At 44.0% G+C, this 16684-nt stretch carries 11 protein-coding genes and 1 pseudogene; 5 read left to right on the plus strand and 7 right to left on the minus strand.

Translation table 11 applies throughout. From position 1 onward, the window contains the following. Window positions 1–8: 8 nt before the first annotated feature. Together AACU28_RS05650 and AACU28_RS05655 are read right to left on the minus strand one after the other, a co-directional pair. On the minus strand, window positions 9–1145 hold the full coding sequence (locus AACU28_RS05650; protein ID WP_121602538.1) for an outer membrane beta-barrel protein: 1137 nt from the start codon (window positions 1143–1145) through the stop codon (window positions 9–11). Window positions 1146–1276: 131 nt separating this feature from the next. Further along, complete coding sequence (locus AACU28_RS05655) at window positions 1277–2743, minus strand: methyl-accepting chemotaxis protein (protein WP_121602539.1); 1467 nt, start codon at window positions 2741–2743, stop codon at window positions 1277–1279. Window positions 2744–3364: 621 nt separating this feature from the next. On the opposite strand from AACU28_RS05655, the gene ggt reads away from it, so the two are divergent. Further along, window positions 3365–5095, plus strand: a complete 1731-nt coding sequence (ggt, locus tag AACU28_RS05660) for a gamma-glutamyltransferase (RefSeq protein ID WP_121602540.1) — start codon at window positions 3365–3367, stop codon at window positions 5093–5095. 162 nt (window positions 5096–5257) lie between these two features. Here ggt and AACU28_RS05665 read toward each other — a convergent pair whose 3' ends face one another. Together AACU28_RS05665 and AACU28_RS05670 are read right to left on the minus strand one after the other, a co-directional pair. After that, the gene (locus AACU28_RS05665) at window positions 5258–6334 is read right to left on the minus strand and encodes a HEAT repeat domain-containing protein (RefSeq protein ID WP_102456504.1); all 1077 of its coding nucleotides are present in this window, start codon (window positions 6332–6334) and stop codon (window positions 5258–5260) included. A gap of 87 nt (window positions 6335–6421) precedes the next feature. Then, entirely contained in the window at window positions 6422–7753 is a 1332-nt protein-coding gene (locus AACU28_RS05670; protein ID WP_121602541.1) for an anaerobic sulfatase maturase, read from the minus strand. Between the two features lie 136 nt (window positions 7754–7889). Here AACU28_RS05670 and AACU28_RS05675 point away from each other — a divergent pair, with 136 nt between their 5' ends. Both AACU28_RS05675 and AACU28_RS05680 read left to right on the plus strand, forming a co-directional pair. Beyond that, entirely contained in the window at window positions 7890–8678 is a 789-nt protein-coding gene (locus AACU28_RS05675) for a formylglycine-generating enzyme family protein (RefSeq protein WP_121602542.1), read from the plus strand. Window positions 8679–8875: 197 nt separating this feature from the next. Further along, entirely contained in the window at window positions 8876–10558 is a 1683-nt protein-coding gene (locus tag AACU28_RS05680) for an alkaline phosphatase family protein (RefSeq protein ID WP_121602543.1), read from the plus strand. A 140-nt stretch (window positions 10559–10698) separates the two neighbouring features. Here AACU28_RS05680 and AACU28_RS05685 read toward each other — a convergent pair whose 3' ends face one another. Continuing rightward, a complete protein-coding gene (locus AACU28_RS05685; RefSeq protein ID WP_029221937.1) occupies window positions 10699–11793 on the minus strand; it encodes a substrate-binding domain-containing protein in 1095 nt (364 codons plus the stop codon). 81 nt (window positions 11794–11874) lie between these two features. Here AACU28_RS05685 and AACU28_RS05690 point away from each other — a divergent pair, with 81 nt between their 5' ends. Together AACU28_RS05690 and AACU28_RS05695 are read left to right on the plus strand one after the other, a co-directional pair. Continuing rightward, window positions 11875–12993, plus strand: a complete 1119-nt coding sequence (locus AACU28_RS05690) for a substrate-binding domain-containing protein (protein WP_102482602.1) — start codon at window positions 11875–11877, stop codon at window positions 12991–12993. After that, the gene (locus AACU28_RS05695; protein WP_121602544.1) at window positions 12990–15464 is read left to right on the plus strand and encodes an EAL domain-containing protein; all 2475 of its coding nucleotides are present in this window, start codon (window positions 12990–12992) and stop codon (window positions 15462–15464) included. The genes AACU28_RS05690 and AACU28_RS05695 overlap by 4 nt, the downstream gene beginning before the upstream one ends. 81 nt (window positions 15465–15545) lie before the next feature. On the opposite strand, the pseudogene AACU28_RS24555 reads toward AACU28_RS05695, so the two are convergent. Beyond that, a pseudogene (locus AACU28_RS24555) lies at window positions 15546–15686 on the minus strand (lipid kinase YegS); the annotation flags it as partial. 18 nt (window positions 15687–15704) lie between these two features. Beyond that, window positions 15705–16610 carry a LysR family transcriptional regulator gene (locus tag AACU28_RS05700; protein WP_004730495.1) on the minus strand — a complete coding sequence of 302 codons (906 nt, stop codon included), beginning with the start codon at window positions 16608–16610 and terminating at the stop codon, window positions 15705–15707. Between the last annotated feature and the right edge of the window lie 74 nt (window positions 16611–16684).

Genomic DNA, 16684 nt, shown 5'->3' on the forward strand with positions numbered 1-16684 from the left:
TTGCCTCCTTAGAATACGAAATCAAGACGTGCTGAATAGACAATAGAGCTGTCTTCAAGGTAGTTACCCGTTGCAATATATGGGTTTGCTGTTGTTTCAACATTGCTTTGGAACCCACCACTAGTATCTCGGTAATCGACATAGGTCACATCTGCTTTTAAAGACATGTTCTTAGCGAAATCCCAACGGCTACCAACTGAATAAGAAAGACGCTCGTAATTCATCGACTCTTTAATAGCCGTCGTAGTCATGTTTTCACGTTCTTCGTTGTCTGTTGTTTCAACCCAGCTAACAGAAACGTAAGGCGTAAATTCATTGATTCGGTAACCAACCAAACCAGAAACCGATTGATAGTCATAAAACTGCCCATCCAACTGAACATCCGCAGCTTCGACATTAACTAACAGAGCACCATTGTCATATTGAGCACCTAGAGAAATAAACTGACCATCTTGGCTATCTAGCATTGCACCCAATTGACAATACGGATCTTGTGAGTTTTGGAAATCACAAGAAGGGTTTGACTCAGCAACAAAGTACGAACCACGGAAAGTAAAATCATCAACGTTCCAGTTCGCACTGATACCAAACAGTTTGTCCAATTTCACTTCGCCAACGATTGAATCATCTTCATCAATCGTACCGATACCAACCACTGGCTGAAGAAGAATACTTGAATCTTCAAGTTCAATCGGAATCAATAAATCAGCACCCGTGTAGCCCTTCAAAACAATGTTTTCATACAATTCTTGAGAAGGTCTGATCATAGGGTATGCATAACCAAGATCGGTGTAATCTGAGTAGAAAAACAAAGGTAAACGCAACTTACCTGCTCGAGCTGTGAAGGCCTCAAAATCATAAGAGGCATAAGCCATTTCAATTTTTGGCTCATAATCATAACGGCTGTTTGCAACGATTTGCGTCACGAACTTAGCACGCTCATTTACTTGAAAATCAAATTGTAAGCCTGCTAATGTCTCTTGCTCCCAATCTAATTTTTCGTCGGTGTAACCCGCATAACCTATCGCATTGTCTGACTTACCGATGCCTACAGAACCAAACCCACTAATTCGAAGATCATCCATGTTTGCAGCATTTGCTCCAAACGCCATACTTATTAGGGCAGCAACCACTGTCTTCTTCATAACTAACTCCAATTGTTATGTGATTTTTGTTTTTTATATAATTGTTTTTGTATAATCAGCCCATATTTTGGGCATACTCCCGCCCTCCTTAAGGCATAGCCGAAAAGAAAGAGGGAATGATTCTAGGGAACTTAACTGACTTTAAAGTGGCCAGTTAATGTTGAAAGATTACGAGTCACTTTTTGAATATCTTGCGCCACGGCGTCCACTTGCTGAACACTGTTACTGGTGCCTTCTGCCATCTTACGAATTTCTTCGACAAAAGTTTCAATGCGAGTTGAGGTTTGCTCCTGCTCTTCAGTCGCAGCGGCAATACTTTCGTTTCGTTGACTGATTTCGATAATATCTGAAGTGATTTTCTGCAGAGAATTTTCCGCGACAATTGATTTTTCAACACAAGTTTCAGCTTTAACTACGCTATCAGAAATAATCGATGACGCGGTTTTTGCTTGGTCTTGTAACTGTAAGAGTACAGATTGAATTTCTTGTGTAGATGATTGAGTTCTTGATGCTAACGTTCTTACTTCATCAGCAACGACAGCGAAGCCACGGCCTTGTTCACCAGCGCGCGCAGCTTCAATTGCCGCATTGAGCGCAAGCAAGTTGGTTTGCTCTGCAATCGAACTGATCGACTCAAGTATTGAGCCAGCACTCTGTGTGTTGTCATTTAGCTGTTTAACCACTAGCGATGCATTACTTACATCATGCGTTAATTCTTGAACGGCTAAAATCGTACTCTTGACTTGCTGTTCTCCTAAGCTTGCTTGCTCACTCGCACTGGAAGCTGAAGTCGAAGCATCATTAGCGTTCGTAGCGATTTCTCTAGCGGCAAGAAACAACTGATTTAATGAGCTTGATACTTCCTCAATAGAGAGATGCTGCTTAGTCGACAATTGACTTGTTACTTGACTTGATTTAACAAGTGAACCAGAGATCGTGTCCAGCTGAGTAACGTTACCTATAGTGTGTGTGACGTTCTGCTGTAAATGAGAGACAAAGCTATTGAACGACTCTACTAAAGGTTTCAGTTCGTCATTTTTTTCATGCTGAAGACGAACCGTTAAGTCTCCATCTCCTTCAGCAATATCACGCATTTTGTCACTGATATTTGCGAGATCTCTACGTATACCTTTCACCACAAACCAACCAAAGATACACATCGCAAGCATGGCTACAGCGCCGGACACGCTCATGATTTGGTTAGCTTTTTTATTGTTTGATTCTAAATCTTGCACTGCGCTTTCAAACTCTGATTGACGAGCCAAAGAAAACTCATGCATACCCAAAGTAAGCTCATCTAAGATTGCGGTGCTCTGTTTTGCAAGACGCCCTGCTTCACTAAGGCTGATCTCTTCATCTATCATGCCTTGAGCAATTCGGTAAGCTAACTCAAAATATTGATTGGTTTTATTTTGCAGAAGTGCAGATGAGCTCTGTAACGAAGGATCGAGAGAGATTTGAATGTTGAAGTTATTTTGAATCTCAGCGATAGTTTGCTTGTTCATCTCCAAAATCTCTTCATCGCCTAGAGTCACTGCCAAATTAAAGCGCTCAGCTAATTGAGAAATCAATACACTATTCAATGAAGCCGCATTCATAACCGGATAAGTAACTTGGTCAATTCGATTAACCTGCTGGGTGTTACTGGTTAACGCATCCCCTCCGACAAATAGAATACTAGTAAATCCTACTAGCGACACTAAACATAAAGCCAAAATCCTATTTTTGATCGATAGTGTAAACATAAGCTCCCTTTGTTAAACAGTATGGTGAACCGCACATATATTTTGAACAATAACAGATCTGACCAGTATATCAATCTGTTACAACGAAAATAGTGACAGAAATGTTAATACTATTTATAAACCATCATATAAACGAGAATAACCATATAAATCAGTGGGTATAATTGAGTGCTTTATTAAAAACAAGTTCAACATCAAACTGAACACCTCATCATAAGACTGAAATTCATCATGTTCCAAACTCGCTTTAGTTATTCATGAGTGGGGATTTCACGATAGTTAAATCAATATTAAGAACCCAAGTTTCCTCTTACATTTAGCTTCGTAATAAATTTGAACCACAAAATCCTCTACTATTTAATGGTTCTGTCAGCAGCGTCAGCATTGTGTAAGAAGGCTGGAAACTCACGAACTTCACCGCCTTTATTCAGTCAACCTAAGAGCGAATAAACAGATACCTTAAACGGAGAACGCATGCGAATAGCGACTTTATCTTTAAGTTTGGTTTCAGCGGTCGGTTTCGCGGCTGAGCCAAATCCTTTTCCAATTACGCCAGATGAAAGTGGCGAAGAGTTTATGGTAAGTGCAACGAATCCATATGTAAGCAGCACCGGGTATTCGGTACTTAAGCAAGGCGGTAATGCGGTCGATGCGATGGTGGCGATGCAGATGACAATGTCGGTGGTTGAACCGGATATGACAGGGATTGGCGGTGGTACTTTTGCGCTGTTTTATCAAAAAGACAAAGATCAATTTCTCGCACTGGATGGGCGTGATGAAGCGCCCTCAAGTGCGACTCCAAATATGTTTATGGAAGATGGTAAAGCATTCAGTCGAAATGAGATTTTAGGACCAAGATCTGTAGCCATTCCCGGCACGCTTCGTTTGCTCTATAGCACTCATCAACAATACGGAAAGCTACCATGGTCTGAGCTTGTTCAACCCGCGATTGAACTGGCAAGCAAGGGTTACGCGATGAACAGCTACACCTACGACATCGTGGTTCGTGAACAAGAACGATTGATTGAAGATCCAGAAATCGAAGCCCTGTATTGGAGTGACGACCAAATCAAAGCAACCGGCACATTGATGAAGAACCCAGAGCTTGCTGACACTCTTAGCAACATTGCTCAACAAGGCGATAAGTACCTTTATGGTGGCGAGTTTGGTAAGCACATCGTTGAAACTGTGAACAGCAGAATCGATGCCGGCCACGCAAAGCTCTCTATTGAAGATTTTGCACGATACCAAGTCAAACAGCGTGAGGTTATTGAAAGTGACTACCGAGGCAACAAGATTGTCTCGTTCGGTTACCCAGCCTCTGGTGGCGTGATGGTTGCTCAAAGCCTTGAAATGCTCGAAGCCTATGACTTAGCCGATATGTCTAAAACTGATGTTGAACCTTGGCGCTTGATGACCGAAGCCATGAGAATCGCCAAGGCCGATCGCATCGCTTATGCCGGTGACCCAGATTACATCGAAGCACCAGTTGCAGCCCTACTCGACAAAGCCTACATCGATGAGCGACGTAAGCTCATTCCAGAGACTGGTATTGCGAAAGCAAAGCCAAAAGCAGGCAAGCTAACCGATACTGATTACGCTCAGTATCAAGGTTTTGAGAGCCAAGATACCGGGCACATATCCATCATCGACAAAGACGGTAATGCCATTGCAATGACCAGCACCGTCGGCACAGGTATGGGATCAGGGGTAATGGTCGATGGTGTGATTCTTAACGCACAAATGGCAAACTTCTCCACCAAACCCACCAAAAACGGTAAACCGACTCAAAACTCTATTGAAGCAGGTAAGCGACCTCGTTCCGCGATCACCCCGTTAATGGTTATGGATAAAAAAGACGACCTGCGTTTAGTGGTTGGTTCTCCTGGTAGCTCACAAATTCCGGGGTATGTGTTAAAAACCGTGGTTGGTGTTTTAGATTGGGATCTGTCTGCGCAGGAAGCAATTGACCTTCCAAACATCCAATACGGCACCAAGATAGATCGCACCAAACCTTATGACCCAACGGGTTTATTGGTCGAGAAGAAGACTTACGCTGAAATGTTGGTTCCAGAATTTATGCAGCTCGGTTACCCAGTACATGTCATTCCAGTGGTCAGCGGTTTGAACGCCATTGAAATCAAAGATGGCAAGATCCATGGCGCGACAGACAGACGCCGTGCATCCACCTCAATGGGCGAATAATTTAACTTAAGGGGTGAGAGAATAAGCTCACCCACTTTAAATGTTTCCAACTTGTGCCTTGCTTTAAAACCACATTCCAAGCAGAACTCTAGATCCAAAAAAGCCAGTCGAATATTTCGACTGGCTTTTCATAAGCGGCTTATCTATTTACTCATTCAAATATTATGAGCTTGGCGCTACTCGCTTCTCTTTCAGCTGCTCAATAACATAGTCAGGAGCCACTTTACCTAGCTCACTTAAGCAATCATCGGTCTTGTCGTTGCCGTATCGCACGTAAATATCACATACCGCGTATAACTGCTCCGGAGAACCAGAGATCAAATACGCCTTCTCGAACGATTTAGTCGATTTGTCGATATCCAGCTCTTCTTGTAGTACCCCATTCAAGTACCAGTAGTAGCTGTTATCTTTTGCAAGTTCTGCTGCTACTTCAATCTCTTTGGCTGCTGCTGCCTTGTCTTCAAGGCGAACCAAAGTTAATGATTTAGAATAGTGCATCGCTGCATTGTCCGGCACGTTCTTCAAACCACGATCCAACACCTCGACCGCTTGTTGATCTTTATTCTGAGCTCGGAAGTTATCCGCGTAGCTCAGCCAAACTTGAGGGTCTTTCTGGTGAGTATTAATCAACTCAAGATAAATCGTTTCCGCTTTATCCCATTCATTGTGCCAACGGAGCACGTCAGCGAACAACAATTGAAACTTTTCAGATTCTTGTGATTCCAAGAATGTGATTAACTCAGCGACAGGTTGTTCGATTTGTGCTTTCTGTTCTTTATCTAACGTATTGTAATCACGTACTAAGTTCGATGTTGCTGAATGACGAACCATAGAATCTGTATCGCTAAGCAAAGGCGAAACTAACGCCCAACGGTGCTCAAGTTGATATGGCGAAGAACCGATAATCGAAGCCTCACGAACTTCAGGGTTTTGATCTTTCAAACCTCTTGCCACCGCCACCAGCGCATTCTGGCTTGGGTATGAAGCAAGCTCTTGCAGTGCACCAGTACGATTTTCAACAGATTGGTTCTGATCTTGTGCCATGTAAGACAACTGTTGAATACGGGTTTGAGTGTCCGTCATTTCGAGCACTTGATTGATATTTTTTGCCGGTGCGTCAACAGTTTGCTGAACGCTATTCGCTGCCATTGCTGACGTTGAAATCAATGCGGACGTTGAAACTAATGCGGACGTTGAAACTAATAGAGCAACAGCCGTCGCTAAACTCTTCTTCATCATAGTATTACCTTAAACTGGAGAACTTAGCCTGTCCTTAGACTCGTATCTGATTAAATTTGTCTTGGACCTATTGACCCAAAAAACGAGTTAAAACTTGGTCTCAAACGTAGTTTGTTGCGCCTGTTTTGCACGATGTGCCATCAATACTGAATCACTGAATTTGCCATGAGCAACCGGATGCCCCATCGCACGAGCGATATAAGCCATCGACTTGTCGACATGAGAAAAGAACTTGTGCCAACCTGCACATAAGTAGTTCAAGCCCGGTTCGCCTGCGCGAGTTTTGATAAAGCGGTTTTTAGGACATTCACCATGACAAGCAAACTTGTAATCACACTGCTGACATTGACTGGTCATTGTGTGTGCTTTAGCAAAACCAAACTTTTGCTGTGGTGCGCTGTACGCCAAATCATCAAGCTTCTCGTGATGAATATTACCAATCTTGTATTCAGGGTAAACATAGTGGTCGCACGAGAACACATCGCCATTAGGCTCCATCGCGAGGCCTTTACCGCAGATTTCATTCAGAGTACAAAGCGGGTTAGGACGCCCTATCCATGTTTCTAAACTGGCTTCAAAATACTGAACGAACACTTTACCGATGTCGTTCTTCGCCCACTCATCAAATACAGAAATAAGGAAGTTACCCCAAGCCAAGTCCGACACACACCACGATTCCATGATCGAATCTTTATGGCCGGGGATCAGGCGTTTGTCGCCTTGCTTAAGTTGCTCACTCACTTGAGACGTTTGTGGCGCAACCGTTCGGAACGTTTTCTGTTCAACGATAGGAATAAACTGCATTTGCGGTGACTTCACCACATCACGTAGGAAGCGATACACCTCAAGTGCATTTTGACTGGTGAGGTTATTCACACAAGTCAGCGTTGCGAACTTCACTTGGTGTTTGTGCAGCAGCTCCACAGCCGCCATCACTTGTTTGAATGTGCCACGGCCTGCTCTGTTAACACGATACGCATTGTGCAGCATTTCAGGGCCATCAATACTCAAGCCGATTAGGAAATTGTTCTGTGCTAAGAATCGCCCCCAGTCGTCATTCAATAATGTGCCATTGGTTTGTAGATCGTTTGAAATCAACACCCCTTCAGGTCGGTACTTTTTCTGTAGCTCAACCACTCTTTCAAAGTACGCTAAACCTAGCATAGTCGGTTCACCGCCCTGCCATGAGAAGATAATTTCAGGCGTATTTTGACCTTCGATGTATTGTCGGATGTAGGTTTCTAACGTCTCATCATCCATTCTTGGAGAACTGCCTTTCTTGTACTCCAACAAATCTTGCTTACTTAGGTAATAACAATATTTACAGTCAATGTTGCACGCTGCGCCAATTGGCTTAGCCATAACATGCAAGCGTTTAGACGCTTTACCATTGTATTGTGGACCTTGAGTAATGTGCATGATTTATCTACCTATCTTAGTGTCTGTAGCCATCATAATGCCTATTTCAGTCAGTGGCATGTTATACCCTTTATAACCAATAGGAATGACCTTAAACGTTAAAATTGCCCTCTATTTCGAACATTCGAGGCACGTGATGAAATTTTTCAATTACAAACAATTAGCGGCGATCAGCAGCGTCACCATGACTATTTTCCTAAGCGGCTGTGCGAGCGTGCCTACACACCCTATCGCCCAACAAATCGACCAAGAGATGGTGCTAGTTGAAGGTGGTACATTCACCATGGGTTCGAACGTTCCTGAAGCGACCAAAGCAGAACGACCAGCGCGAGATATAACTGTAGATAGTTTCTACATTGCGAAGTTTGAGGTGACTCAAGAATTGTTCGAATCGGTGATGGGTTCATCTCTCAGTTATTTCCAAAACCCACAAGTTCCGGTCAATAACTTAAGTTGGCAACAGGCGAACTACTTCGTTGAACAATTGAACGAACTTACAGGTGAAGAATACCGTCTGCCGACTGAAGCTGAATGGGAATTTGCAGCGAAAGGTGGCAACAAGAGCAAAGGCTATACTTACAGTGGTTCCAATAACTTAGATGATGTTGCGTGGTACTCAGCAAATTCTAAAAATAGCGCACATCCAGTCGGGCTAAAGAAGCCAAATGAACTAGGCTTATATGACATGACCGGAAACGTGGGTGAGTTTGTGATTGATGCCTTCGATGACACCTTCTACCGATTCGGTCCAACAGACAATCCTAACAACGCAAAACACAGCGACGTTGGTTTATCACATAAATCGGTTCGCGGTGGCAGCTTTGCTTATGACGAAAATGAATCTGAAAGTTACCGTCGCGACTTCGCAAGCCAATCGATAACTATGTCAGATATGGGCCTGCGTTTAGTTAAGGATGCGAACTAACTAAGGCTCTGAACTAGCTAGAGATGCGAACTAACTAAAGATGTGAACCAGCTAAATGTGCGAACTAGCTAAAGGTGCCGACGGTTATGACTCAATAATCTTCACCAACAATCCTAAAAATACGATTCGCACTGTACACACGTTATAAATCTGACCAAACCTTAGAACTTTGCTGCAATACTGAATAAGGAAACTCTATGCAATACACCAAGCTTTCAGGACTGACACTCGCGTTACTCTGTGCTCTCCCAGCTTCGGCTGCGGAAAAGCCAGATCTAGTCCTTCAAATCACGGTAGATGGCCTGCGCGCAGATCTAATCGAACGATATAAGCATAACTTCGGTGAAGGTGGTTTCCGGTACTTAATGGATGACGGCACTTACTACACCAACGCGAACTACCAACATGGCAACACGGAAACGATCGTGGGCCATGTGTCGCTTGCAACCGGTGCGCCACCGAGCGTACACGGCATGGTAGGTAACGTTTGGTATGACCGTAGCGAAGAGCGTTTGGTGTATAACGTAGAAGACGGCAACTACAAAATGTTGACCTCTGGCGCGGGTGTCGACAAAGCAACTGAGATCGACCCAACGCAGAAGACAGCACAGGGCGATGGACGTTCTCCTGAGCCAATACTTTCCACCACGTTTGGTGACGAGTTGACGATTTCCAATAGTGGAAAATCAAAAGTGTTCGGTGTATCAGTGAAAGACCGCGGCGCAATCTCATTGGCGGGACACAGTGGTAAAGCCTTCTGGTTCTCCAAAGCGCAATCTGAGTTTGTCACCAGCAACTATTACTACGACGAGTATCCAGATTGGGTATCACGTTGGAACGAGAAAGCAATTGCTGCTCAGTACTCGAAACAGAAGTGGGAGCTCTCATTACCACGTGACAAGTACACGCTGCAAGAGCACGATACCGAACACAAAGTGAAACTCGGTGACTTCCAACGCACCTTCCCTCACCCTTATGGCCCTGCAAGTTACAAGTACTACAGCACAACGCTAACCGTTAGCCCAGCCGGTGACGAGATCACAGAAAACTTTGCAAGCACACTGTTGATGCAAGAGAAGCTAGGCCAAGGTGAAGTGACTGATTATCTGTCTGTGAGTTTCTCATCAAACGACTACGTGGTGCACTTATACGGCCCTGAAAGCCTAGAAACAGAAGACAACCTAATTCGACTTGATAAGACGATCGCCAAGCTTCTTAAAACCGTTGATAACCAAGTCGGGCTAAAAAATACATTAATTGTGTTGTCTGCCGATCATGGTGTCCCTGAATCTTCACCCGCGGCAAATGCGCTTGGCTTTAATCAAGCTCAATACTTCAATAAAGATACACTGCTCTCGAGTGGTGTTGAGAAACGATTGAAGGATGAATTTGGTCTAACCAAAGACGCAATTCGCTTGTATGCACAGCCTTATATCTATCTGAATCACGATTTAATCGCAGAGAAGAAACTTGACCTAGCTAAAGTGCAGGAAGCGATCGCCGATGAAATAGCGAAAGTGAAGGGTGTGGCGTTTGCAGTATCAAGCAGCGATATTGCAGCGAACCGAGTGCCTGATACTCATGTGATACAGCTAATCAAAAACAACTACCACCCTGCTCGTTCAGGTGACGTGTATGTGGTATTTGCACCGCGTAGTTACATTAACGACATGGAAGGCCTTCAAATCGCCTCTACACATGGCTCGCCATGGAAGTACGATACGCATGTCCCTGTAATCTTCGCAGGCTACGACGTTGAAGCTCAGAAGATCTCGCGGGCAATTACGCCATACGACATTGCGCCAACACTTTCGAACAAACTAGGGATAACCCAACCAAGTGGATCAATTGGAGAGGTGTTACAAGAGGTCACTGAGTAGAGTATACCTCTAAGGTTTCGAGAGCTAGATTTCGAATCCAGAACCCACTCATTAAAAGAGTCGTTTATCATATTCAGACTGATTCAGTCGAAACAGATAAGCGGCTCTTTTTGATTGATAAAGGATAGGTTGAATCTAACCTAGTTCTTACCAGAATATCGAAACGCTTCTCTGGTCAGCTGATCCAACTGGTCATCATTCATCTTGTTGTGCACAACCGTGATACGGCCTAAATAAACCAGTGGGACTTCTGCTTCACGCTCTTCCAAATGAAACTTGATCGCCTCGGCCGTTGCCACACCAAGGTCATCACTCATTCTCATTGGAGTCGCATCCAATTCATCCGTACGAATCTTTTCAATCTCTTTCGCTGTACCGCCCCAACCCGTCACATAGATTTCAGACAACATGTCGGCATTGTTTAATGCATCCACCGCTCCCATGGTCATCGCAGTATTGGCATTGTGAACCATGGTCACCTCAGGGAAATTACCGAGCACTAAACGAATTCCATCGGCACCGCCTATCTTCTGGTATTGCCCAAAATGCTCATACACTGTTAGCCAATCACCTTTTTCTTCTACGCAATCAATGAAACCTTGCGAGCGTTGAGTATCGGTTATTCCCGGTATCCCACGATTCGCAGAAAATTCTACGTCGTTGCCGAGCTCTTTCACCACATGGTCACACAGGACATCGGCCCCCATCGCGCTTGAAAAATCGAACCAGCTATCCGGTTGATGTTTCCATTGTTCATTGGGCGTGTGAAAAGCCCAAATAAAGGTTTTGAACTCTGTCGAAGCAGACAGTTTTTGAATATTCTCAGCTTGAATACCCAGCTCAGAAGGGCCGAAAATAACGAAGTCGTAAGGGGTTTCAGAGTTCAACACTTGTTCGGTGTATTGGGTCTGCAATGAGTGCTCAATTTGCCTTGAGGTGAACTCGCTGATCTCAAATGGTAACTCCAAAGCGACGAGCCTTTGCTTCAATGCTGTGTAATTTCTTGTCCAAAAGTCAGAAATATCTGCACTTGGGTAAATTAATGCAATTCTTACCGGTTTTTCTACCGACATTGGAGCCAAAAGAATCGGTTCGCCACTCACAGTCTCTTGAAATTTTTCGAGTTTCTGAGCATCAGCCTCCACCCTTATCCGGTCAGACTTGGCGTACAAAGGGAGGGAAAAACACGCTGTCAGTAGGGTTAGCAAGACGTTTTTACAAATTTGACCCGGCATAACTGTTACCAAATGTTTGAATGTTTATTAACATTATTATAAATATAGAGCGATTATAAGTTAAAGCATTTTATAAGCCATATGAATAAGAGATTAAATTTTGCGAGTTTGTTGCTCGCTATTACTTGCTACTCTCAGAGTTTTGCGGGTAATCATGAAGACGATTTCTTCCAATATGCTGAAGAAAAAGTGATGCGTGCGGTTTCCAACCAGCGAACGTGGAATGGCCCCACACAAGGCCCTGCTGTGCGCCATGAAAAGAACGTTATTTTTGTCGCGTCTGATTTACGTAATGGTGGCGTTTATGGCGTTGGGAAAGGCATATCTGAAGCCATTTCTAACATCAATTGGCACCTTAGATTCATCGATGGATTAGGCTCAGAAGTGCGCCAAGGTGCAGCTATCAGGAAAGCGATTGGTTTTGAACCCGATGCCATTGTTTTGGGCGGCATTGACGCTGTCCGACACAAAACCATTTTGAAACAAGCTGAAGATCTGGGAATCGTTGTCATTGGATGGCACGCGACTGAACTTGTCGGTGGTAATCCAGAAATAGGTTTATACACCAACATCACCACCGACCCTCTCGATGTCGCGGAAGTGGCCGCGCTACTCGCGATTGTAAACTCAAACGGTCGAGCGAGAACCGTGGTGTTCACCGACCCTAACTATGAAATCGCGATGATCAAAGCCAACGCGATGGTTAATACCATCAAGCGTTGCAGCGCTTGTGATGTACTTGAGCTTAACTATTTACCGCTCGATAAAATTGCCGAGCAAATGCCTGCGACATTAAAGAACCTAGATGAGAAGTACGGCGAGAAAGTCACTCATCTTCTGGCAATCAACGACCTGTACATTGACTATGCTATCCCGTCTTTGGAGTCAAACCTAGAGGAGTACCGGTTGATACCACAAAATATCTCAGCGGGTGACGGTAGCAAGGCCGCGTACAAAAGAATCAATAGCGGTCAATTCCAACTGGCAACAGTACCTGAGCCCTTATATCTACAAGGCTGGCAAATAGTCGACGAACTCAACCGAGCATTTAATCACATGCCGCCAAGTGGCTACTCTGCCCCAGTGCATCTCGTCACGCCCGATAATGTTGAAGAACTCATCAGCCAGTCAGACAAAGGCATCTACGACCCTAAAAATGGCTACCGTGAAGCGTATCTGAAAATTTGGAAGCCACAATGAAATTACCTCAGATAAACATCACCCAACGACTCATTATTTCGAACCTGCTTTCGCTTTTGATTGTCAGCTTTGCTGTCATCATGGTGATTCGATCTCTGTATTACGTCGAATCGACGCTTAAAAACGAAACTTCGACACACGTATCAGACTTGATTGTTAACTCTGAAATCAGCCGACGCGTATTCACGCTCACCTCTCGAGTTAAGCTACTTGAACAGACTTTTTTGTTCAGTGAAACCACACTGTCGGAAGAAGCATTCAATGTGGATTTCCAGCTTCAACGACTCAGAGACCTATCAACTAACGAAGGTTTCTCGCAAAAAATTGATGCCTTTATCGATAACTTCCATCGTTTCTTAGGCAGTTCGCTCGCATTGAATCGAATCCTAAAGCAGACCAATCAGATCGACGCCACCTTAGCCGAACAGCTTGATCAGCTCGAATTTGCGATAGCCGACAGCAAGCTTAGGCACTTAGACCAACCAAATTTCATTCGTTATAACAATGAATTAGATCTCATCAACATGTTGAGAGAGTCGTTTCTCACTTCAGGAAAAATGGTTGGAGACATTCACAGTCGCATCACGCCAGAAACGGAGAAAGTACTGCTTATCGAGGTCGAGAAAGAACTCGATATATTCTTACTCCACTTAGAAAACGTTGATATCGAAACGACAGCGGTTATTGCTGAGAAGAAAAGAATCAATCGAACGGTGAAACGATACAACGCCGCTTTGAAGCGCATTAGAGCTAATCTGGAGCAGCGTTGGCTGGTGATGGCTTCACTATTAGTCGCTCAAAGCGACCTGTTGGAGATGGTAGAAAAGACCGAGTCACGCGTACAAAGCCAAGCCTTAGAATTAACCGACCAACTTGAAAAAGAGATCGGTTTATCAAGAATGAACGCCATTATTATCAGTTTTTCAGCCGTCGTATTGTCGATGTTATTGGTTCACCACGTTGTTCGACACCACATTCGAAAGCCACTCAATGCACTGAGACATGGCTTCGATCGTCTTGAGTCTGGAAGCCTAAAAAACCCAATTAACTTGGGCCGAAGTGACGAATGGTCTCACTTAGAGAAAGCCTATAACGATATGGCTTCAAGGCTATCTAAGGCATACCTAGACCTCACGGAAGAAAAAAAGAACTTCGACTTCCTCGCCCACCACGATCCACTGACCAGTTTGGCAAATCGACTATTGGCAACCAAACAGTTAGATGAAGAGATCAGGAAATCCTATGAGAACAACGCCTCTTTCTTGCTTTTCTACCTCGACATTGACGAGTTTAAGACCATTAATGATTCTTTAGGGCATGCACCAGGTGACAACTTATTAGTCAATGTTGGGCACATATTGAGTAACTTAGTGGGTGATAAAGGATTTGTTGCCCGAATGGGCGGAGACGAGTTCTTGGTTGTTTACTCAAACATTGGGTTAGACGAAGGCGAACCTATCGCAGACCGCTTAAATCAAGCGTTAAGAAAGCCTTATTACATCGATGATAATTCTATCTTTGTATCGGCGAGTATTGGTGTGTGTGAGTACCCCACTCATGGTTTAGATCGTGAAACTCTAATCAGAAATGCGGACACAGCAATGTATCACGCAAAGCGAAACGGCCGAGATCAATATCGCGTCTACGCGGACAAAATGACTCACGAGGTAAATGACTTGATTGAAACCAACATGGGGCTTCATCAAGCCATTGCCAATGACGAGCTTGAAGTCTTCTTCCAACCCAAAGTCAACTTAGACTCACAAGACATCATTGGTGCCGAGGCTCTAATACGTTGGCGTCACCCTAAACTGGGCTTATTGCCGCCCGTCGATTTCCTTGAGGTTGCAGAAAAAAGTGATCTCATTATCGACATTGATAAATGGGTATTTAAGAAAGTAGCGAATCTGATTACCGAATGGCAACGCGCGGGAATGGACCTACAGGGCGTGATTTTTTCCATCAACTTCTCAGCGAGAATGTTCTATATGACCGATCTCGCGGACCAATTACAAGTGATACTCGACGAAACGGATTGTCAGCCTCATCAGCTGCTTCTGGAAATCACAGAAAGGGATATGATGCGAGATTTCGAGACCTGTTCAAGGACCATCGAGGTTCTTCATTCTAAGGGGTACAAGATCGCTATCGATGATTTTGGAACGGGTTATTCTTCGTTGTCGGTGTTGAAGAATCTTTCCGCCGATTGCGTAAAATTAGATCGAAGCTTTATTGAAGATATTAACTCGTCAAAAGTAGATTATGAGATTACTTGCGCGGTTCTCAAGCTCGCGCAAATACTCGATTTCTCAGTGATTGCAGAAGGCCTTGAAACCCAGAATCATGTAACGACTCTACGCCAGATCGGTTGTAAATATGCTCAAGGCTATTTCTTCGCGCGACCTTTGCCTATTGATGATTGGGTGTCCTACTTCTTGCTTAACTCAGAACAGAGCCCAAAAGAGGCTTAATATTCGTTACTTAAATTAAATAATTCAGTAAGTTAAGTTCCTTCACTGATTTATGATCAAACAAGGGCTGCCTTCGGGCAGCACCAAGCGAAACATATCTGAAGAGTCCCACATGACTCTAACTTGCAGGTCAATATCCCGCTCCCTTGCAATAAACGCCGCTTACCTCAGCTCAAGGATACTGGCTTTCTTTCCATTTAAAATCGCGCGAATACTTTCTATGACCATGCCCTTTAGAAGCTAACTTGATAACTCTTTTGCTGCCGCTTTGAGCTTAGTGCGCAACCACTTGTGGCTAGGTTCGTTAGTGCGACTGGGGTGCCAAATCATACACATATCGAGGTCTTCCAATTCGAATGGCAAAGGAAGAGTTTTAACGTCATATTTTTCAGAAAAGCAACGCACCGATGACATAGGTAGCACTCCAATATAATCAGAGCCCTCAATAACAGGCAGCATCTCAACAACGCCAGCAGCTCGATACACTATTCTGCGTTTTTCAAGGTCACTGTAGTGTTCAGAACTCAATAAGCTTCTACGTGCATGCCATCTTGAAACAACCACATGATCAAGTGATAAAAACTGTTCCATATCGATAGTATCACCAATCGTGGGATGGTCTTTACGACACACCACCACCAGTTCCTCTTTAGAGATCACCTCATGCTTGAGCATGGTTCTTCCTCTTGGCGTCATATCGATAATGACATCATGTCTTTGAAGCCTTAAATCAGACTCGTAATCTTCCGTAAATAGAGGATGAACTTCTAATGCGATACCAGGTGCGACTTGACTGATTAACTGCATGACTCTTGGCATCATTTCATAACTCGCTGCGGAAACGCAGGCAATTGAAAACACACGGCCAGAGGTTTTAGGGTCAAAATCTCTTGATGCGGATAAGGTAGAAGTAAAGTTTTTAAGCGCAGCAGCCATTGCAGGATAGATATCAATAGCGAATGTGGTTGGCTCTACGCCAGAAGTAGTTCGATGAAACAGTGGCTCGTCATAGATATCTCTCAACCTTGCAAGCGCTTTGCTCACAGCTGGCTGGCTTATATCCATGCGATTAGCAGCCCTAGATAAGTTCTGCTCTTCATAAATAGCGACAAATATAGGAATTAGATTGAGTTCGGTACTTTTCATACAGTTCCATATTAAAGAAGCAGGTTCCCTATAGTAGAGAACCTGCCGATTTTGTTCGATGCGAATGACTAAAG

The sequence above is a fragment of the Vibrio sp. SBT000027 genome (assembly GCF_963894355.1).
In the GTDB taxonomy this organism is placed as follows: Bacteria; Pseudomonadota; Gammaproteobacteria; order Enterobacterales; family Vibrionaceae; genus Vibrio; species Vibrio splendidus.

Coding starts and splice junctions, on each gene's coding strand:
- AACU28_RS05680 (WP_121602543.1), top strand. CDS start 8,876: ATGCAATACACCAAGCTTTCAGGACTGACACTCGCGTTACTCTGTGCT.
- AACU28_RS05685 (WP_029221937.1), bottom strand. CDS start 11,793: ATGCCGGGTCAAATTTGTAAAAACGTCTTGCTAACCCTACTGACAGCG.
- AACU28_RS05655 (WP_121602539.1), bottom strand. CDS start 2,743: ATGAATGCGGCTTCATTGAATAGTGTATTGATTTCTCAATTAGCTGAG.
- ggt (WP_121602540.1), top strand. CDS start 3,365: ATGCGAATAGCGACTTTATCTTTAAGTTTGGTTTCAGCGGTCGGTTTC.
- AACU28_RS05695 (WP_121602544.1), top strand. CDS start 12,990: ATGAAATTACCTCAGATAAACATCACCCAACGACTCATTATTTCGAAC.
- AACU28_RS05700 (WP_004730495.1), bottom strand. CDS start 16,610: ATGAAAAGTACCGAACTCAATCTAATTCCTATATTTGTCGCTATTTAT.
- AACU28_RS05670 (WP_121602541.1), bottom strand. CDS start 7,753: ATGCACATTACTCAAGGTCCACAATACAATGGTAAAGCGTCTAAACGC.
- AACU28_RS05665 (WP_102456504.1), bottom strand. CDS start 6,334: ATGATGAAGAAGAGTTTAGCGACGGCTGTTGCTCTATTAGTTTCAACG.
- AACU28_RS05650 (WP_121602538.1), bottom strand. CDS start 1,145: ATGAAGAAGACAGTGGTTGCTGCCCTAATAAGTATGGCGTTTGGAGCA.
- AACU28_RS05690 (WP_102482602.1), top strand. CDS start 11,875: ATGAATAAGAGATTAAATTTTGCGAGTTTGTTGCTCGCTATTACTTGC.
- AACU28_RS05675 (WP_121602542.1), top strand. CDS start 7,890: ATGAAATTTTTCAATTACAAACAATTAGCGGCGATCAGCAGCGTCACC.